Source organism: Bacillus cereus group sp. N24, assembly GCF_016483345.1.
Taxonomy (GTDB): Bacteria; Bacillota; Bacilli; order Bacillales; family Bacillaceae_G; genus Bacillus_A; species Bacillus_A toyonensis.
In genome coordinates, this window is record NZ_JAEHCA010000012.1 from 131,089 (window position 1) to 151,590 (window position 20,502).

Below are 20,502 nucleotides of genomic sequence, written 5' to 3' on the forward strand. Positions count from 1 at the left end.
TGCGAATATAACATCTTAAGTAACTTATCATAATGGACATCGGAGGTCAAACGTCTAACGAAAAGTTTAAATAAAAAGAAAATTCTTCAAAAAAACACATATGAAATGAATAGACATGAAATAGGTTATGTTTTTTGTGGGAATATATTCATTGTGATAACGTTTTGAGTGATTTTTATAGAATATAGTGTACGAAATAGGAAAATGAACGCATAATTTTTGTGTGGAGAGAGAACGAAAGGGGATTACTATATTGAGTTCTTTAAAAAAGAGCCTTCTAGTAATCTAGAAGGCTCTGAAACTATAACTTAAGGTGCTTTCGTATAACCTAAGAAGTGGCTCTTCCAATAAGAGTTACTTAATGAAGCGATTGCTACCCCTTTATCTCCAGATTGGATAAATGATCCGCCCCCAAGGTAAATTCCCATATGAGAAGGACCTGCTTTATAAGTGTTTTGGAAATAAATTAAGTCGCCTGGTTGTGGACTTGAAGTTTTCGGTAAGCTGCTCCAATATCCCGCAACACTTTGACGGCTAATGTTATGACCAAATTTCTTAAATACGTGGTAGATGTAACCACTGCAGTCAACACCGTTAGCAGAAGTACCGCCCCAAACGTATGGTACACCTTGCATAGATTTCGCGTATGCAAGTAGAGAAGAAGTGTCACCGCTGTTGTTGCCTGTATTGTTGTTGTTGTTGTTGTTGTTGTTTTGATTGTTGTTATTTTGATTATTATTGTTGTTAGGCTTATCTACTGCACCACCAACTGGTGTTTTAGATAGGAAACGTGTTCCGATATAACCATTTTGGCCATTATAGTTAATTTTACTCCATCCAGAGTTTTCAGAGATTACTTGCACCTTCTGTCCTTGCGAAAGTGCCCCTATGATTCTATAATTTGTACCTTCGCCACTACGTACATTTAGTGCAGAAGCATTAATGTAGTAGTCACCAATTGCACCTTGGTTAGGCTTTTCAGGTTGTTTCGGTTGTTCAGGAGTAGCAGTGCCACCTTTAACGAATTTTACAAACTCGCCACTCACAAAACCAGTTTTTCCTTGGTAATTAACTTTAAACCAGCTACCTTCAGATCCAACTACGTTTAATGTTGTACCATTTAACACGCCGCCAATTACACTATGGTAAGCAGCAGGGCCTGTACGAACACGTAGAGACGTTGCGTTAACAACGTAAGTACCACCAGTTTGAACAGTTACGTTATTATTTTGATTATTATTTTGATTGTTGCCTTGTGAATCGTTTTCGTTAGAACCGCCCTTTGTTACGTAGTCTTTACTTATGTAGGCAGCTTGTCCTGCATAATTGATTTTGAACCAATCTTGAACTTCGCCAACGACTTGTACTACTTGTCCTTTTGTAATAGAAGCTACAGTTGTATGAGAAGTGCTAGGGCCTGTACGAACACGAAGGGAAGATACATTTACTGTATAGTTTCCGCTTGCTGGTTGTACAGTTTGTTGATTCGTATCGTTTGTAGCTCCTGTATTTGCAGAAACGCCTGATACGAACTGACCACTAACATAACCAGTTTGTCCATTGTGATTGATTTTCACCCAACCATTTTCTTGACCAATTACGTTTAATGTTTGTCCTTCATACACACGTCCTGAAACGGAACTGGAAGTGTTAGGAGCTGTACGTACACGTAATACATCGGCAGTAACTTTATTCTTTCCACCTGTTGTACTTACATTGGAATTAGTTGCTCCCTTTTTTGATACAAATTCGCCACTGACAAAGCCAGTTTTTCCATTATGGTTAATTTTGAACCAACCATTTTCTTCGCCAATCACGTTTAATGATTGACCGTTATAAACACGAGAGATGATATCTTGAGAAGTGCTTGATCCTGCACGAACATGTAATACATCAGCATTTACCGTGTAAGATGAAGTGTTAGGTGCAGAAGCTTGTACAGTTTGTGTAGCAGCTTTTTGTGTATTTTGTTCCGGGGCAGCTTGCACACTATCAAGTGTAGGTGCTGCTCCTCCTGCTACAGACACTGCGGCAAGACCGGCAAGGTATTTTTTCATAGTTTGTCGATTCCTTTCTGTCTGTAATGTAGTGAAGAAAAATTTACCAACTATTAAAAATTCTAAAAGGCATGTCGATTACTGTCAAGACTTATGCGGGAAACTGAATGTGACAAAAAGATTACAAGAAAAAATCAAGGTATGAATTTCTACCTTGATTTTGATTTAAATACATATATTAACATTATAGGAAATGGTAATTATTCGTATTTAAGAAGATGGTGTGTTTGATTTTAAAAGGCTTTGAGAAAAGGATTTTTGTATTGTTTTTGTAATGGGGCCAACTTGACCATCTCGAATCGCAGCTCCATCAAGGTGAGTCATCGGTAAGATTTCAATTGTTGTTCCTGTAAAGAAACATTCATCAGCTTGGTAAACATCACGAATGCTAAAAAGTTCTTCTTGTACAGGAATGTGAAGAGTATTAGCTAAAGAAAGGACATACTGACGAATAATTCCATTTAAAATAAGATGATTGGCTGGATGTGTGTAGAGTGTTCCATTTTTAATTAAAAAGAAGTTGGAACGGCTACCTTCAGTTACAATACCATTTCGTACGAGAAGGGCTTCTTTACAACCTTTGCGTTCAGCTTTCGTAGCAGCTAATACATTTGGTAGTAAATTTAATGATTTAATATCACAGCGAAGCCAGCGAGTATCTGGTTCTGATATAGCACGTACACCATATTCAATCCATAAAGCCGGTCTTTCCTTTTTTGTGATATAGGCATAGATTGTCGGGGGAATGTCATATGAGAATGCATGAGTACGAGCTTGTACACCGCGAGATACTTGCAAATAAATGGTTCCATCTTCGTAGAAATTATTACTTTCAATGAGTTTGTACAGTAAGGTGATGAGCTCTGCTTTTGAGAAAGGAAGCGATAATTCTATTTCTTCTAGGGAGCGATATAGTCTTGTTATGTGCGGATCTAATAAGTGAAAGTTTCCGTTGTAGAGCCGCATTACCTCGTAGACACCATCTCCAAATTGCAAGCCTCTTTCTTCTAGTTCTATGTATGTTTTTTGTTTTGTTGTATCAATAACTGCATCATTCCAAAGTACAAATCTTTCATATGCCAATTTCCATCCCATCCTTTCGTAAGTACTGAAGTAAGGTGAAACTTTGATTAATCGAGCTTATACGGTTAGACCACCCATATGATTTTTGAATCCGGCCAAATTTTGAAGTGGGATTCCTATTGCTAGTTAACGCGGCATAAAATCGCTATAGTAATTTTTATGTAAGCAATACTCTACATATGACGTATATGTATTTGTAAATAATAGGGAAGTAATAGAGATTTATAGCATTTTGTATATACAAATTCGAAAATAAGAAATAAGAATCCTGCCTATAAATAAAAAAAAGCAACATTCATATGGAATGCTGCAAAAGGAGGGTAGCTATCTTTCATAGGGATATCATCTTATTGAAGGTTTTGTACATGAGAACAAAACACTTTAAAAGACAATTAAAAGAAAGTAGAAAACAAACGGTTCGCATATTTCTTTAAGGGATCTTATTGAAGATGAGAGATAAGAAATATGTAGAACCTCGTTTACATATTTTATTATAGAGATGTTTCATTAATGTGGTGTGAATATTTGGTAAAGGTTACGTAATTTTAAAGTTAATGAATAGGAGAAGAAGGATAGCGGAAAATAAAAAAGAGGCTGAGATTACTCAGCGCTCTTCTTTTCTTCTTTAATAGCTGTTTTTACTTCACCAGTTTTAATCTTGTTACTTTCAGAGAAGCGAAGTAAGTCACCTTCAATGAGTTTGTCTGACATGTTCAATTCATTTTGGGCACGATCAATGAGTGGTTGAGATTCTTCTTTCGGTAATTGTACAACTTCGCCAGTAGCACGGTCGTAGAATGTACTGTTCGTGTACATGTACTTATCTGTAATGAAGCTACCGTCACGAAGAACAACGAATCCTTTATTATCAGGTGAGAATACGTCATGGCCAAATTGAATTTGATTCGTAGAATCTACACCAAGTAAGTTTAGAATAGTTGGTTTAATATCAATTTCACCAGTTGGTTTTGAAATTGTTTTACCTTCTTTTTGACCTGGAACGTGAATAAACATCGGTGTTTTTTGTAAGTTCATATGGTCAAATGCAGTAATTTCTTCTTTTCCTAAGAACTGTGCCATTGCACGGTTATGGTTTTCAGAAATACCATAGTGATCACCGTAGAATACGATCACAGAGTTGTCGTAAATGCCTTCTGCTTTTAGACGCTCAATAAAATGTTTCATTGCTTCGTCTAAATAGCGAGCAGTTACCATGTAACGGTCAAACACGCCATCACCAGAATTATATTCATCGATTAATTTCGTGTTGTCATCATAAGTGAATGGGTAATGGTTCGTTAAAGTAAGGAAGCGAGTATAGAATGGTTGCTTCACTTCTTTTAACATATCGATAGATTGATCAAAGTATTCGATATCTTTTAATCCCCAATTTAATTTTGTTTCTGGCGTAATCTTGTAGTCAAGCTCGTTGTAGTAACGATCATAACCAAGTGCCGGATACATAATGTTACGGTTCCAGAATGTTGCGTTGTTTGCGTGGAATACCGATGTGTGGTACCCTTGCTGACGTAAAATTTCTGGAGTTGCTGTGTATTCGTTGTTACCGTGTGTGAAGAATACAGCACCACGGTCTAGTGGATATAAAGAAGTATCTACTAAGAATTCAGCATCAGATGTTTTACCTTGCCCAGTTTGATGGAAGAAGTTATCAAAGTAATAACTTTCTTTCGTAAATTGGTTTAAGAATGGTGTAACTTCTTGTCCGTTAACTGTTGCGCCAATTAAGAATGTTTGTAATGACTCAAGAGAGACAACAATTACGTTTTTTCCTTTTGCAGTACCGAACATATTTGGATCTGGTTTACTTTGTGTTGTTTTCACATAGTTTTCTGTTTCTTGTAATTTACTACCGTCGGCAAATGCCTTTTGTGAACTTGACTTCGCTTGTAAGCCAAGATCGTATGCTTGGTGTACATATAATCCTAAGTTTTTAACAAGCATAACGCGGTCGAATGAACGTGTTAATAGTTCTGGACGTTCAGCTTCTGCAAACCCTAGGTTTACAAAGAAAATAGCAACTGTTGACACGAAGTATAGAGAACGCATCGGACGTGCTACACGCTCTGTCGGTGCAAAGTTTTTCTTCTTCTTCAATAAGATGAAGAATACGATAATATCCGCAAATGCAAGGATAATTTTGTAGTTAAATAATTCTTTCACACTAGAACCTAAGCTTCCAAAGTTAGAAGTTTGCCCTAGTACTGGTAAAGTAACGAAGTCATTGTAGAATCCGTAGAACATTACGTTACCAACAAGAATGAACGTTAAAACAAAATTAATTCCAAGTGCTATATAGTTACGTTTTTTTCCTTTTGCAAATAATGCAAGTCCCACAAACAGTAATGATGCTGCTAATGGACTAATGAATAAAATGAATTCTTGCATGAAAGATTCAAGTTTTAAATCAAAGCTTGTGCGTGTAATAATGTAGGTTTTCAGCCATACGGCTAAAGCTACGAATAAAGTGAAACGCACATTTTGAAATTGTGATTTCAAGGTTTCTTTCATTCATTTCCACCCTTTCTCTATCAGGCTTGGTCGATTTTGGAGCGAAAAATGCTAAAATAAAAAATACATAGTTTCTTTTGCCATAATTAGAGCTTCTATATTCACCCATATACGACTTTAACTATGCATACCCTTTTTTGGTTTCTTTTGCTGCTCATAAGTATAACGTCATTTCTGTATTATACAACAAAATTCATTTCTGAGAAACACTATAACATTTTACATTTTTTGTATGTGTTTTGTCACTACCAGAGAAAACTTTATCATTCGTTTATATGTCCGTCAACTAGAAAATATAACAAAGATAGAGAAGAATGTTAAGTGAAAGTGAAAATTTTCATGGTTGAGAAATAAGAAATGGAAATATGTAATGGTTTGTCTAGAAAACTATTATATGAAGGAAAGGGTATGAAAATTAACGAACACTTGTTCTTTTTAGGTTTGTTTGTTAAAATAAAAATTCATTGATAGATTATGTGTAATTTTGATGAACTTTTACTGGTAATATATTGTAGCTTATTTCTTTTGAAAAATAGGGGGGCTTTTACATGAAACAAAAATTTTCAGTTGAAGCGTTTTGGAAAAAAGTAAAACATGTTGCAAAGCAAGCCGGACAGTCGGTCATTTATGCTAGTTTATTACTGTTTTACGTTTTGCAAAGACCTGATGTTCCAAAGCGGGTGAAAATTATTGTAATTGGAGCACTTGCTTATTTTATTGCACCGATTGATGCCATCCCAGATTTCATTGCTGGAGTTGGTTATACGGACGATTTAGGGGCATTAACGGCGGCACTAATACAGGCGTCATTATATGTCAATGAAGATGTGAAAGATAAGGCACGAGTGAAGTTGGCAGAATGGTTTGGTTCGGATATAGACACATCATTTATCGATCAGAAATTAGATCAATAGGTGAGAACTGTCATAGAGTGACAGGGCGAACGTAAGCGAGGAAGTGCATTATGCCATCAGGAAAAACGCATACGAAAATAAACTTAATATCCCTTCCGGTTGTTTTGTTTCTGCTCTTTTCGTATGGATTAACAAATTTTGATTTTTTATTAACTTTTGCAATTGGCTTTTTAGTAGGTACTTCATTTTTAACACCTGATTTAGATACGTACAGTAATGCGTATAATAAATGGGGATTCCTGCGTATATTTTGGTATCCGTATAAGAAAGTAATGCCACATCGTTCCTTTCTTACACATACGATTATACTTGGTGATGTAATTCGTATTGCATACATGTTAATCGTATTTTCTCCGTTTTTATTTCTATTAAATGTAATAGCACTGGACGGGAACTTAATAGAAATTGCGAAAAAACATGAGGTGGAAATTAAAACGTTCCTAATGGGAATTGTTGTGGCGAGCACGCTTCACATTATAGCGGATAAAACGAATACGCGCCGAAAGAAAATGATGAGAAAAAAGAAGAAACGAAGAAGATAAAGTGAAACTTTAATCGGTAGGGGCATCCCCCGCTAATTATTAGCTCACACTAATCGGGAAAAGGACACTTGCAAATTGCAAGTGTCCTTTTTTTAAACAAACGTTTGTTTAAAATTAAGCTTTCAGCACTTTAATTCCTTTTACAATGTTCCAGATGAAGTAGTATAAGCTGATGATTCCGCAAATAGCTAAGACAATCATTGCTCCAATTCCAAGTGTTACATCTGGTTGGTCCGATCCGATGCCCATAATTCCTAAAATGGCTACGCCGATAAATGTAGCGATACTTGGAATGATATGTGTCCATAGAGCACGTTTTGCATGTGGCTTTGTTTCAGCATCCCCCACAATCCAAACGATGATTGGGAATAAGATAGGGGCAAATAGTACACTAAAGTATGATAAAGCAGCTAGTATTTTGTTTCCATTCATATATATCACCTCATAAATAATGTCCGTTGTTATACTATTATTATGCAGTAATTTTTGCAAGCTTACTATCGATGAACATTACAAGAACGTGACGATTTTGTAAGATTTTTTCTTTAAATAATAAAATTTTCAAAAAAATCTTTTTTTATAGAAAATGCTGTGATAAAGTATAAATGGGATTAGATGAAAACGTTTTCTTGAACGTTTTTTATTTTTAGACTTAAAGGTATGATGACCTGATAGTCTATTGATGAGGTTATTCTATTTAAAAGGGGATTCTTTAGGGGGAGAGAACAATGAACACATGGACACAAGTTTATGATCCGTTCGGTAACATTTGGATTTCGGCAGCAGTGGCACTTATTCCAATCATCTTTTTTTTCTTAGCTTTAGCAGTTTTCCGCATGAAGGGGTATGTGGCAGGGTTTATTACAGTTGTACTTACAATTTTAGTAGCGTTATTCGCTTATAAAATGCCGTTTACGATGGCGATGGCAGCAACCGGATACGGTTTTTTATACGGACTATGGCCAATTGCTTGGATTATCATTATGTCGGTATTTTTGTATAAAATTTCCGTAAAAACAGGTCAATTCGATGTCATTCGTGCATCTGTATTATCTATTACAAACGATCACCGTTTACTCGTTATTCTAATTGGTTTTTCATTCGGAGCATTTTTAGAAGGGGCTGCGGGATTCGGTGCACCAGTAGCAATCACGGCAGCGCTTCTAGCAGGTCTCGGATTAAATCCTTTATATGCGGCTGGTCTTTGTTTAATCGCAAATACTGCACCGGTAGCATTCGGAGCGATGGGAATTCCGATTACAGTTGCTGGACAAGTAACGGGTATTGATCCACATAAAATCGGACAAATGGCTGGACATCAGTTACCGTTTCTATCATTATTTGTTCCGTTCTTCATCGTATTTTTAATGGATGGGTTTAAAGGGGTAAAACAAACGTGGCCTGCGTTACTTGTAGCAGGTAGTTCATTTGCAATTACACAGTTTATTACAGCAACGTTTCTAGGGCCGGAGCTTCCGGATATTACGTCAGCACTTGTAAGTTTAGTGAGTTTAGCGCTGTTCTTAAAAGTTTGGCAGCCGAAAGAAATCTATCAATCTAAACAAGCAAATAGTGAAGTAGCGGCAACAACGACGACATCTATGCCAAAACTCACAATAGGAAAAGTAGTGAAAGCATGGTCTCCGTTCATTATTTTAACGGTTATGGTAGTTGTTTGGAGCCAAAGCTTCTTTAAATCTTTATTTGCTCCAGGAGGCGCTTTAGAAAGTCTTGTATTTAAGTTTGAAGTTCCAGGCTTACACAATTTAGTAATGAAAGCAGAGCCGATAGTAAATAAACCAACGCCTTATGAAGCAATTTTGAAATTAGATGTTTTATCAGCGACTGGAACGGCAATTTTAATTGCTTGTATTATTTCTATCTTTATTTTGAAAATGAGTGCAAAAGATGCAGTAGCGACATTTAAAGAAACGTTAAACGAACTTAAGATGCCAATTCTATCTATCGGATTCGTATTAGGATTCGCATTTATCGCAAACTATTCTGGTCTATCTTCTACATTAGCGCTAGCGCTAGCAGGAACTGGCGGACTATTCCCGTTCTTCTCACCATTCCTAGGTTGGATTGGTGTATTCTTAACAGGATCCGATACGTCAGCGAACGCACTGTTCTCGAATTTACAAGCAATTACGGCGCAGCAAGTTGGTGTATCTGAAGTACTTCTCGTTGCGGCAAATACAACAGGTGGTGTAACAGGTAAGATGATTTCTCCGCAATCGATTGCAATTGCTTGTGCGGCAGTTGGACTTGCCGGAAAAGAGTCGGATTTGTTCCGTTTTACAGTTAAGCATAGTTTGTTCTTCGTTATTATTGTTGGGATTATGACGTATGTTCAGGCTTATTATTTAACTTGGATGATTCCGTAAGCGGAAAACAAATAACCTTTGCATTTTTCAGATTATCGTGTATGATGGGAAAGTATTGAAAATTAAATCAGTGATAAACTAGGGGTGCCTAACGTATGCGTAGGCTGAGAGAGAAGCGTGTGAACTTCTTAACCCTTTGGACCTGATCTGGCTCGTACCAGCGTAGGGAAGTTAATGGCTTTACATAATGATGTCTTTTATGAGCCAGGTCCTTATTTTTTTATGGACCTGGCTCTTTTTGTTTTGGCATACGCTGGCCATATCTCGTCCTTGTCACGTACAGGGGGGCAACAAAGGTTATGAAACAATCTGTTTCAGCTGAACAAATTGAATTGAAATCGAGTTTACCAGGAAGTAAGAAAGTGTATGTAGATGGACCACGAGAAGGTATGAAAGTACCGATGCGTGAGATTGCACAAAGCGATACGAATGGTGTCCAAAATCCGCCCATCCGTGTGTATGATACGAGTGGTCCTTATACGGATCCGGCCTATAAAGTGGAGCTGGAAAAGGGGATTCCAACGCCGCGTCATTCTTGGGTCATGGAGCGCGGGGATGTAGAGGCATACGAAGGGCGTGAAGTAAAACCAGAGGATGACGGTGTGAAAGTGGCTTCGAAACATACACCTGTTTTCCCGCAAATGGATCGTAAGCCGCTTAGAGCGAAGGAAGGTGCAAATGTTACGCAAATGCACTATGCGCGTAATGGCATTATTACGTCTGAGATGGAGTATGTTGCGATTCGTGAAGGAGTGGAGCCTGAGTTTGTTCGTAAGGAAATTGCAGAAGGTCGTGCGATTTTACCAGCGAATATTAACCATCCGGAAGCAGAACCGATGATTATCGGACGTAACTTTCATGTGAAGGTAAATGCAAATATCGGAAACTCTGCTGTATCTTCTTCTATTGCAGAAGAAGTAGAGAAGATGACATGGGCAACGCGCTGGGGTGCAGATACGATTATGGATTTATCTACAGGTAAAAATATTCATACGACGCGCGAATGGATTATTCGTAATGCTCCTGTACCGGTTGGAACTGTGCCCATTTATCAAGCACTTGAGAAAGTAAACGGAATTGCAGAAGATTTAACGTGGGAAGTGTACCGTGATACGTTAATTGAGCAAGCGGAGCAAGGCGTTGATTACTTTACGATTCACGCTGGTGTATTACTTCGTTACATTCCAATTACTGCAAAACGTACGACAGGTATCGTTTCACGCGGTGGTTCGATTATGGCACAGTGGTGTTTATTCCATCATAAAGAAAACTTCCTATATACTCATTTTGAAGAGATTTGTGAAATTATGAAGCAGTACGATGTTTCATTCTCGCTTGGAGATGGATTACGCCCAGGTTCGATTGCAGATGCAAATGACGAAGCGCAGTTCTCGGAGCTTGAAACGCTTGGTGAATTGACGAAAATCGCTTGGAAACATGATGTGCAAGTTATGATTGAAGGACCTGGACATGTACCGATGCACTTAATTAAAGAAAATATGGAGAAAGAACTTGATATTTGTCAGGGCGCGCCATTTTATACACTTGGGCCGCTAACGACAGATATTGCACCAGGATATGACCATATTACATCCGCAATTGGAGCAGCAATGATCGGCTGGTTTGGAACGGCGATGCTTTGTTATGTAACGCCGAAAGAACATTTAGGTTTACCAAATAAAGATGATGTTCGAGAAGGGGTTATTACGTATAAAATTGCAGCACATGCGGCTGATCTTGCGAAAGGGCATAAAACGGCTCATCAGCGCGATGACGCACTTTCAAAAGCACGTTTCGAATTTCGTTGGCGCGATCAATTTAATTTGTCTTTAGATCCTGAACGTGCGATGGAGTATCACGATGAAACGTTACCAGCAGAAGGAGCGAAAACAGCTCATTTTTGTTCAATGTGTGGACCGAAGTTTTGTAGTATGAGAATTTCACATGATATTCGTGAATATGCGAAAGAAAATGACTTAGAAACGACAGAAGCAATTGAAAAAGGAATGAAAGAGAAGGCGAAAGAATTTAAAGATACTGGTAGTCATTTATACCAATAACACGTTACACCTCTTTACTTGATTGATCACACTGTAGTACCTAACTTAATTATAGAAAAAGCCCCCTTTGCTAAGACGGTAGCAAAGGGGGCTTCTGTTTTCTTTATAAGGCGAAGAAGAGGTGTACCCAGTAGTATAAGAGGAATAATGTGACGACTGTTGTGAGAGGAATAACGATGAGAGATACGCTTAAATAATCTTTCCATTTTACTTTAATTTTGTTTTGTTTCAGAATATACATCCAGATGAGGGAAGCTAGTGTACCGATTGGTAATAATAGTGAACCGATGTCACTACCAATAATGTTTGCGAGATAGATTGTTTTTAATGTGACTGGATCTAGTCCCATTTCTGTTAATGTGATTGTACCAATCATAAGTGCAGGGTGGTTATTGAAGACGTTAGAGAGGATGGATACAAGTCCGCCCATTGCAAAGCTAGCATAGAGTAAATGCTGACTTACAAGTGGCTCGAGCCATTGCACAAGTGCGGCTGTTAATCCTGCGTTGTGAAGCCCGTAAATAATGACGTACATAGAGAAGGCGAAGATTAAAATGTGCCACGGTGTCTTTTTCAAAATATCGACAGGGTTTGTTCGTAAGTAGTACCATCTCCAGATGAGAAGAACGAGGGAACCGAGCACCGCAACGATTTCGATTGGGATAGATAAGAAGGATGCAACGAACAGAAGACAGCGCATAAGGAAGACAAAACCTAATACTTTTAACATGAATTTTGTACGTTTTTGTTTCGTATCAACAGAGTTTTTTCCTTTTAATGGATGGAAGTTTTTCGTGAAGAAAATTTCTTCAATATCATATGAAGAAACTGGTAATTTCTCTGGTAATTTTTTCTTTAAAACAGTATACATGAGCCATGACATAAACAATAATCCTAATGTTGCAGGTACAAACATCATCGCTGTGTGCATATAAAGAGTCATATTAACGATATTTAATGCGATTAAGTTTACGATATTACTTACACCGATTGGTGCACTAGATGCAGTGGCTATTAAAGCACCGCTTAATAAATAAGGAATTTGTTGATGAGGCTTTAATTGAAGATTTTTCAGAAGAAGGATTAAAATTGGGGTTGTAATCAAAATACTACCGTCATTATTAAATAAAAGAGTCATAAGAAAGCATAGTAATTGAATATACCAGTATAGGCGGCGTCCAGAACCTTTCGCTAAATTTGCGAGTTTTGCTGCAGCCCAGTGGAAGAAGCCGAAGCTTTCTAATATAACTGCCATAACGATGGTCGCCAATATCGTTATGGAAGCGCCTCCGATTTTACTTATAATGTCTATGACATCTGGCCTTGAGACAAGTCCAGTAATGAGGATTATACCAGCGCCAATTGCTGCTGGCCATGCCTCATTTAAGCCACGAGGTCGCCAAAAGATAACAATCATCGTTAAGAAGAATACAATAATAGTAATCCATATCTCAATGCTCATATTTTACCTACCTTTCTATTTTTCCTTGAATCAATGTAGCTTGTCTCAAGGTCTGTATTGGTAGTATATTCGAAAAAGAATAAGAGGAACTAGACGTATAATAGAAGAAAGTGAATATGTGTTTTTCAAGCTATAGGACAAGTATACATACTAGTGAAATAACTATTAGGAGAGGAGTCTAATAAATGAGGGGCATTCTATGTACGAATGCCCCTCATTTATCCCGCTATTTGTGGGCAGTAAGACTCCTACCTCAAAATTCGGCGAGAGCAAAGAAGTTAGGTGAAAGTCCTGCTGCCCGTAAACGCCTGATTGGTGAAGGCTAATAATCAGTGGGGGATGAACAAAACCCCCATTGATTAAAGTTTCACTTTATTATTTTTCCTTCAAAAAAGTTCGATCCTTCAAGAATAAATTCCAGAAGAAAATGAATCCGGGTAGTAAAATTGCAATCCCGATTGCGTAGAGGATAAGAAGCGCATAGAAGGTTTCGACCGTTGTAAAGCTTGTAAATACAGTTACGTCCGGGTAAATGATATACGGTAAATGAGCGACGCCGTAAGCGTAGCTTGCAAATGCATATTGAGCGACGACAGCTAAAACTGCAATGCGAGGAAACCCTAGTGTGCTATATTTCTTATTTGTCCACCAAAGGGAGGAATAGCCGATAACAAATAAAATGATAGAGACTGTAAACCATGGGAATTGCTTTATTAATCCTTGCATTAGCCAGTGTGTTTGTGGGTCCATTACAACGAGAGCTATAATTGCCGTAACGAGCGTTGCAGGACCAAGTATGATGGCATTTCTTCTATAAATTCTATATGCATCTTCTGAACCTTGCTCTCTCGCAAAATCCGCGAGAAAGAGAGAAGATAGAAACAGTTCCGAAGTTAGTCCGAATAGCATATAACAATAAATAACAGGACTAGAAAGAAGTTTTCCGTAAAGGAGTACTTCTTTTCCTTCAGCCATTGTAATGTAGGCACCCTCTGTAACAGGTAAAACGGTAATTAATAGGGCTGGAATTAAGAGCCCTGTAATACCTGAAATAATCCGAAGAAGATGTTGGTACTTCGGCAGAGAGTAAGCAAATACCATAAATGTACTACGAATTGCAACGAGTACTAGAATTAGCATGACTGGTACGAACATAACGGTTGCAAGGGTAAAGGCTGCTTTCGGAAAGAAACCAAGGAAAGCGACAACGACAAAGACAAGAAACGTATTTGTTACTTCCCAAGTTGGTGATAAGTATCGATTGGCAAGCTTGGCAGCAAGTGTTGGATGTTTCGCATATACCATGCCCCAAAAACCCGCTCCAAAATCAATGGACCCTAATATACTGTATACGAAAATAAGAGCCCATAAGATGATGATTGCAATGCTTTCCTCATGCACGAGAATCGCCTCCTTGGTGATGTAAATCATTCTTTAGCGGATGTCTCTTAAAGAATGTCCGTAGTACAAAGACTGTTAAAATACCGAGTCCGATATATAAAATGATGAATAGAATAAATAAAGGGCCGACGAAATCAGCGCGTGTAGAAGCATCGACTGTACGTTGCATACCATAAATTGTCCACGGCTGACGACCGCTACAGCTGAAAATCCATCCGAATTCAATACCGAGCATCATAACAGGTCCACATGCGGCAGCTCCCCAAAGAAGCCACTTCGGTAACTCGGCTCCTTTTTTTCGGTAAACGAAGTACCAATATAAGAGAGCGATTGCTGCAACTGCAAAGGTAAAGGCAGCGGTGCCGACCATTAAGTTGAACAGCGTATGTGTGTAAAATGGTGGCCATGTTTCTTGTGGGAATTCCTTTAAACCCTTTACGACGGTGCTAGGGTCTAGTCCCACTAATAGGCTAAGCATGTTCGGAATTTCCAGCGCATAGTTTAGTTCAAGTGTGTTAGGATCCACAACCCCGCCAATTGATAAGGGAGCATGTGATGTCGTTTCAAATAAAGCTTCAGCAGATGCAAGTTTTTCAGGTGAATGCTTATGTAAGGCGATTGCTGATTCGTGCCCTGAAAGCCACATCGTAGCACCTGTAATAAATGTCACGACGAGTCCTAACAGTAGTCCCTTTTTATGATAAGCCACTTCACGCTCACTTACATTCTTCTTTAATAATTTAAATCCAGCGATAGAGGCAATGACGGCTGCTCCAGTCGCATAGGCTGTAATAACGACGTGGAATGCGCTTGTGCCAAAGCTCGGATTAAAGAAAGCTTTCCACGGATCAACGTTAAAAACCGATCCATCTGGCCCCATGGAAAAGCCTGCGGGTGTATTCATCCATGTATTTGCTGATGTAATAAGCACGGCGGATGCCGTGGCACCAATCATGACGAAAAAGAGTGAGATTAATCTCATGAATGGAGGTAATTTATCAGCTGCATATACATAAATAGACATGAATAAAGCTTCTAAAAAGAAGGCGAAAATCTCAATTTGAAAGGGAACAGAAATAACTTGCCCAACAATTTTGGCGAAACCAGGCCAAAGAAGTGAGATTTGTACACCAACAATTGTTCCAGTTGGAATTGCTACACCGAGAAGAATAGCAAAAGCCTTTGTCCATCTTTTTGCCATAATGGCATAGTCGGAATCTTTCTTCCAGTGATAGAGTATCTCACTTATAAAAATCATCAAAGATAGCCCGACTCCAAGTGTTGCAAAGATAATGTGGAATGCTAATGAAGAACCAAAAAACGCTCTTGCTAATGTTACGGTATCCATATATATACTCCTCTTCTTTTTTGCCATTATTTTCTGATTGAATTGGAAGATTTATTCAATAAACTGCCAAAAATATATATGTATTTAAAAAGTGAATATGGTAATATGATGTTTGAATATTATAAATAGAAAGAAATTAACGTTTAATAATATTTTGTTTGTTTTTTATCTAGGAATATTTTATAATCTTTTATGCGAACATAAGTTCTATTTTGATTGGAGAAGTTTATGTGAAATGGAGAGGGTGTTTTATGTATCCTGAAGTCATTAAAAAGATGGCGTTTTCAAAAGAGCATAGAGATTTATTATTGAAGTTGTATAATAAAGAAATTACACGTCGTGAATATGACCGACTCGTGGAATCACTATATAGACCTTCTAAAGAGGTTTGTGAGGGGTAGAAATGCGGGAGACAATCTAATAGATTGTCTTTTTTAATTTACGTATGTTCTGGTAAAATTAAGGTTAGCCTTATTAGGGAGGTGAAAAGATTGCGGAAACGTTTATATATAGGGATTGGAGTGATTCTCTTAATCGCCTTAGGTGGAATTGTATTTTGGTCAGCCTTACAAGGAAACCGTACGGAACATTTTATTTTAAGACATATGGTGAATGAAAATGGGACACTTGCCACCTACCGTTTAGAAGATACAAAGGCAGGTACTGGGGAAGCGAAAGGCCGTGAAGCTTTATCAGAATCGGCAGGACTATGGCTACAATATACATTGGATAAAGATGATCAAGCGTTATTTGATGAACAAGTAAAGGTCGTTCAAAATAACTTTGTACATAAGGATCGTATCGTTTTATGGAAAGTCTCTGAAAAGGGAGAAATGCAGTCAGCTACAAATGCACTTATAGATGATCTTCGTATTATAGAACAATTATATCGTGCTTATGAAATGTATAAGGAAGATCGTTATAAAAATCTTGCAGATCAATTGAGTGATGCTGTACTTCGTTACAATAAGAAAGATAATTATTACGTTGATTATTATGACGCGGATGCAGGGAAGCAAAGTGGTTTTGCAACAACATCATACATAAATCCGCATGCATTCTCGTACATGAAAAAGTATGGAAAAGTTTCTGCTGAGCAGTATCAAGAAGTGGTTCAATTTCTAGCGGATTATCCAAGGCATGGCTGGGCATTCCCGAAAGAGTATAAGGAAGATGGTACATTTACGTACGATAAAGAAGTGAATCTTATTGACCAATCATATGTTGCTTACCATCGTAGTTTAGGTGGTCTTTCATCAGATGCTTATTTGGAATTCATAAAGAAGAAGTTCCAGAAGGACGGAAAGTTATACGGCCGTTATAATTTAGAAACGGGAAAACAAACTGTGGATTATGAATCACCAGCTGCTTACGGATTAACGATTTTGTACGTACTACAAACAGGTGATACAAAGTTTGCGACGGAATTGTATGAACATATGGCCACATTCCGAAATGATAATGTATTTAGTAGATATTACGGTGGGTACGTAACAGGCGAAAATAATAATACGCATATTTTTGATAATGTACTACCACTTTTAGCTGAAATGGAATTAGAGAAGAGTAAGAAATAGAAGGTGCCATCCTATGGGGGTGGCACCTTCTATTTGTGTCGTTATTTGTTGATAAATCAATATTTCTTGGCGAAACGTCGATATATTTGAAGTTATGATCGATATAATTTTATGACCTAATATTGGAGAAGTAATCAATCACAAATTCACGAAATTTCTGAGCAGTTTTCGATAAGTAGCGTTTCTTCGACCAACTTAAGCCGATGGTTCGCTCGCAATTCGGTTCAATAATACGTAATTTATTTAATGCTAAAGTAGAGTTTTTTAATAAAGTTAAACTTGGGACAAAAGCGATGCCGAGACCTTGCTTAATGAGGTCGCTAATCACGGTTGGTTCATCTACTTCAAAAGCGATATGTGGAGTGAAGCCAGCTTCTTTACAAAATTCATCTGTTAAGTGTCGAAATCCATAACCAGTGTTCATACTAATAAATGGTTCGTCCTTTACTTCATGAAGATAGATACTTTCACGTCCTGATAAACGGTGGCCTGAAGGGACGACTAAGAAAATTTCTTCTGTAATAAGTGGTTCCCAAATAATCTCCTCGCCTTCAATTGGCACAGAAGAAATGCAAAAGTCAATTTCTATATTATCTAGTTGTCGTTTCATAGAAGGAGTAGATGCGAGAAACTGTTGGAACCGAACGTTAGGATGTTCTAGTAAAAAAGAACCGAGTAGTTCTGGTAATATTCTTGGAATAGAAACGGCCAGCGTAATAGAGCTTTGTTGTAAGTTAGCTAAATCTTTAATTTCTCGTTCGCCTTCACTTAATTCATGAAAAATGCGCTCTACTCGTTTTAAGAATACTTTCCCGAAAGAGTTTAATGTAATTTGTCGACCTTGGCGATCAAATAACGGGACGCCTAAGTCTTTTTCTAGTCTAGCAATTGTTTTGCTGAGCGAAGGCTGTGCGATATGCAATTCTTCAGCGGCTTTTGTCATATGTTCTAATCGTGCAACTGTTTGAAAGTATTTTAGTTGAAGAAGTTCCATTTTGACTCTCCTTTCTATAGACCAAAAGGAATGGATTGATAATTAAAGATGTATTATACAGTATGAAAATGGACGTGTATAGTAAATCTGTTAAACCATTCTAATGGTGTTAAATTCGGAGAAGGAGTATGTTTCATGAAGGGAATTCAACTTATATTTAAAGATTGGAAAGCAATGTGGAACCATAAACATGGACGTATCGCTTTAATTTTTTTGTTAATCGTTCCTTTAATTTATTCGGGATTCTTTTTAGCTGGATATTGGGATCCATACGGACGATTAGATAAATTACCTGTTGCAGTTGTGAATTTAGATAAAGGTGCTGCAATGGATGAAAAAACAATTCATGCAGGAGACGATTTTGTTAAAAATTTAAAAGAGAATAAGGAACTGGCTTTTCATTTCGTATCAGAAAAAAATGCTGATGAAGGGTTAAAAGAAGATAGGTATTATATGGTTGTTACGATTCCGGAAGATTTCTCTAAAAAAGTAAGTACACTTATGGATGAGAAACCAGAACCGGCACAATTGCAGTACAAAGTAAATCCAGGTAAAAACTTTGTAGCAGCTCAAATTGGAACGACAGCTGTTGAAAATATGAAAACAAAAATCTCAAAAAGTATTACGAAATCTTATACAGAAGGTGTCTTTTCAAAGTTTCAAGATTTGGCACAAGGATTGAGTGATGCAAGTAATGGGGCTGAGAAGTTACATGAAGGAACGACCGATGCAAAAAATGGAGCAAATTGGCTTGCGGATGGTATTGATCGTTTAAGTGACGGGACATCGAAATTGAAAGAGGGAAGTGACAAGCTTGCATCCAGTCAATCTGCTTTAACCGGGGGAGCAAATGAGCTAAGTCAAGGAGCGACATCACTTCATAGTGGTTTGGAATTACTAGCGCAAGGTGAAGGAACTTTACAATCAGGAGTTAGTGAATTAAGTGCTGGTACAAACGAATGGGTGAACGGAAGCGAGAAACTTGCTGAGGGACAAGTGAAAGCGGATGATGCGGCAAGTAGTGTGAAGAAGCAATTAGAGGAGTACATGAAAAGTCATCCAGAAGCACAGCAAGATCCTGCTTTTCAAAAAATCGTTGCTACTTCTAATGGGTTAGCTAAAGCAACAAATACTTTAAATAATGGCCAACAACAATTGACACAAGGCGCGAAGAAGCTTGCTGACGGTCAGCGTAAAGTTGAAGAAGGCATGAATACATTCGGAGTTAAGTTAAATGAAGCTACTGCTGGAACGAAAAAGATAGCAGATGGTGCGGCAAATCTAGCTGATGGATTTACGAAGTGGGGCAATGGATTTACATCATTACAAGAAGGTGTAAATCAGCTTGCGAGTGGTGGAACAGAGCTGAATAATGGCGCTGGAAAGTTAGTGAATGGCCTTGTTAAACTTGACGATGGTGCGAAAGAACTTGCTACGAAATTAGGAGAGGGCGCAGAGAAGATAGCGGATGTTCGCAATGATGATGCACGCAATACGATGTTCTCGGAGCCAGTTCAATTAGTGAAGTCAACAGTTTCTGACGTACCTAACTACGGTTCAGGTATTGCACCATATTTCTTATCACTTGCATTTTATGTCGGCGGAATTATGGCATCAAATATTTTACCGCTTGGCCGTAGACAAAATATGAAAGTAAGTGGAACGGTACACTTTATTAATAAACTAGGATTAGTATATTTAATTGGGCTCATTCAAGCGCTACTTGTAGATGTTGTTGTGCTAGGAGCCATGAAATTAGAAGTTGCAAGTGTACCGCTCTTTGTTTTATCAAGTATTGTTATTTCCTTTACGTTCATGACGTTTATTCTTATGTTAGTAACGGTATTTGGTCTTGTTGGGAAATTCGCGGCAGTAACACTTCTCGTCTTGCAATTAGCGACGAGTGGGGGGACTTTCCCAGGAGAATTAAACGTAGCTGTTCTTAGCAAAATCGGACAGTTTCTTCCAATGTCACATTCTCTTAAAGGATTACAAGATGTTATTTCTTTAGGGGATTGGTCGCAATTACGAATGCAAATTTTAATATTGTTATGTTACCTCGTTGTTGCTGGTGGAATTGCTTGGATTACGAGTCATATACAGCATAGAGAAACGAATACAGAACAAGTTTCTTAAAATGAAAGAAGC

At 37.8% G+C, this 20,502-nt stretch carries 15 protein-coding genes and 1 riboswitch; of the genes, 7 read left to right on the forward strand and 8 right to left on the reverse strand.

Annotated features, from left to right (window positions below; genetic code table 11):
- Positions 1-308: 308 nt before the first annotated feature.
- The 3 genes from JDS95_RS18185 to JDS95_RS18195 all read right to left on the reverse strand — a co-directional run bounded on the left by JDS95_RS18185 (position 309) and on the right by JDS95_RS18195 (position 5,669).
- Positions 309-2,057, reverse strand: a complete 1,749-nt coding sequence (locus tag JDS95_RS18185) for an SH3 domain-containing protein (RefSeq protein ID WP_199690707.1) — start codon at positions 2,055-2,057, stop codon at positions 309-311.
- A 210-nt stretch (positions 2,058-2,267) separates the two neighbouring features.
- Positions 2,268-3,152 (reverse strand): D-amino-acid transaminase, encoded by an 885-nt coding sequence (locus JDS95_RS18190; protein WP_002040014.1) that lies wholly within the window; start codon positions 3,150-3,152, stop codon positions 2,268-2,270.
- Between the two features lie 588 nt (positions 3,153-3,740).
- Positions 3,741-5,669, reverse strand: a complete 1,929-nt coding sequence (locus tag JDS95_RS18195) for an LTA synthase family protein (RefSeq protein WP_000665340.1) — start codon at positions 5,667-5,669, stop codon at positions 3,741-3,743.
- 548 nt (positions 5,670-6,217) lie between these two features.
- Between JDS95_RS18195 and JDS95_RS18200 the strand changes: the two genes are divergently transcribed.
- Together JDS95_RS18200 and JDS95_RS18205 are read left to right on the forward strand one after the other, a co-directional pair.
- Positions 6,218-6,583, forward strand: a complete 366-nt coding sequence (locus JDS95_RS18200; protein WP_000810376.1) for a YkvA family protein — start codon at positions 6,218-6,220, stop codon at positions 6,581-6,583.
- A gap of 50 nt (positions 6,584-6,633) precedes the next feature.
- Complete coding sequence (locus JDS95_RS18205; RefSeq protein WP_001139015.1) at positions 6,634-7,125, forward strand: metal-binding protein; 492 nt, start codon at positions 6,634-6,636, stop codon at positions 7,123-7,125.
- A gap of 114 nt (positions 7,126-7,239) precedes the next feature.
- Here the strand turns inward: JDS95_RS18205 and JDS95_RS18210 are convergent, their stop codons facing one another.
- Positions 7,240-7,557 carry a magnetosome magnetite crystal formation protein family gene (locus JDS95_RS18210; protein WP_001014094.1) on the reverse strand — a complete coding sequence of 106 codons (318 nt, stop codon included), beginning with the start codon at positions 7,555-7,557 and terminating at the stop codon, positions 7,240-7,242.
- Positions 7,558-7,853: 296 nt separating this feature from the next.
- Between JDS95_RS18210 and lldP the strand changes: the two genes are divergently transcribed.
- Positions 7,854-9,512 carry an L-lactate permease gene (gene lldP / locus JDS95_RS18215; RefSeq protein WP_001099311.1) on the forward strand — a complete coding sequence of 553 codons (1,659 nt, stop codon included), beginning with the start codon at positions 7,854-7,856 and terminating at the stop codon, positions 9,510-9,512.
- Positions 9,513-9,582: 70 nt separating this feature from the next.
- A riboswitch (TPP riboswitch) is annotated at positions 9,583-9,698 on the forward strand.
- Positions 9,699-9,811: 113 nt separating this feature from the next.
- Positions 9,812-11,572 (forward strand): phosphomethylpyrimidine synthase ThiC, encoded by a 1,761-nt coding sequence (thiC, locus tag JDS95_RS18220; protein WP_000814456.1) that lies wholly within the window; start codon positions 9,812-9,814, stop codon positions 11,570-11,572.
- 103 nt (positions 11,573-11,675) lie between these two features.
- Here the strand turns inward: thiC and JDS95_RS18225 are convergent, their stop codons facing one another.
- From JDS95_RS18225 to cydA, 3 genes are all read right to left on the reverse strand, one after another.
- Positions 11,676-13,034 (reverse strand): arsenic transporter, encoded by a 1,359-nt coding sequence (locus JDS95_RS18225; RefSeq protein ID WP_000021136.1) that lies wholly within the window; start codon positions 13,032-13,034, stop codon positions 11,676-11,678.
- A 375-nt stretch (positions 13,035-13,409) separates the two neighbouring features.
- Positions 13,410-14,435 carry a cytochrome d ubiquinol oxidase subunit II gene (locus tag JDS95_RS18230; protein WP_000544171.1) on the reverse strand — a complete coding sequence of 342 codons (1,026 nt, stop codon included), beginning with the start codon at positions 14,433-14,435 and terminating at the stop codon, positions 13,410-13,412.
- Complete coding sequence (gene cydA / locus JDS95_RS18235) at positions 14,428-15,783, reverse strand: cytochrome ubiquinol oxidase subunit I (RefSeq protein WP_000381962.1); 1,356 nt, start codon at positions 15,781-15,783, stop codon at positions 14,428-14,430. Before cydA ends, JDS95_RS18230 begins: the two co-directional genes overlap by 8 nt.
- 251 nt (positions 15,784-16,034) lie before the next feature.
- Here cydA and JDS95_RS18240 point away from each other — a divergent pair, with 251 nt between their 5' ends.
- Entirely contained in the window at positions 16,035-16,184 is a 150-nt protein-coding gene (locus JDS95_RS18240) for a hypothetical protein (protein WP_000283176.1), read from the forward strand.
- 90 nt (positions 16,185-16,274) lie between these two features.
- Positions 16,275-17,360, forward strand: coding sequence for a hypothetical protein (locus JDS95_RS18245; protein ID WP_001231683.1), 1,086 nt, complete (start codon positions 16,275-16,277; stop codon positions 17,358-17,360).
- 109 nt (positions 17,361-17,469) lie between these two features.
- Here the strand turns inward: JDS95_RS18245 and JDS95_RS18250 are convergent, their stop codons facing one another.
- Entirely contained in the window at positions 17,470-18,354 is an 885-nt protein-coding gene (locus tag JDS95_RS18250) for a LysR family transcriptional regulator (RefSeq protein ID WP_000421932.1), read from the reverse strand.
- 135 nt (positions 18,355-18,489) lie between these two features.
- On the opposite strand from JDS95_RS18250, the gene JDS95_RS18255 reads away from it, so the two are divergent.
- Positions 18,490-20,490, forward strand: a complete 2,001-nt coding sequence (locus JDS95_RS18255; protein ID WP_199690708.1) for a YhgE/Pip domain-containing protein — start codon at positions 18,490-18,492, stop codon at positions 20,488-20,490.
- Positions 20,491-20,502 lie beyond the last annotated feature (12 nt).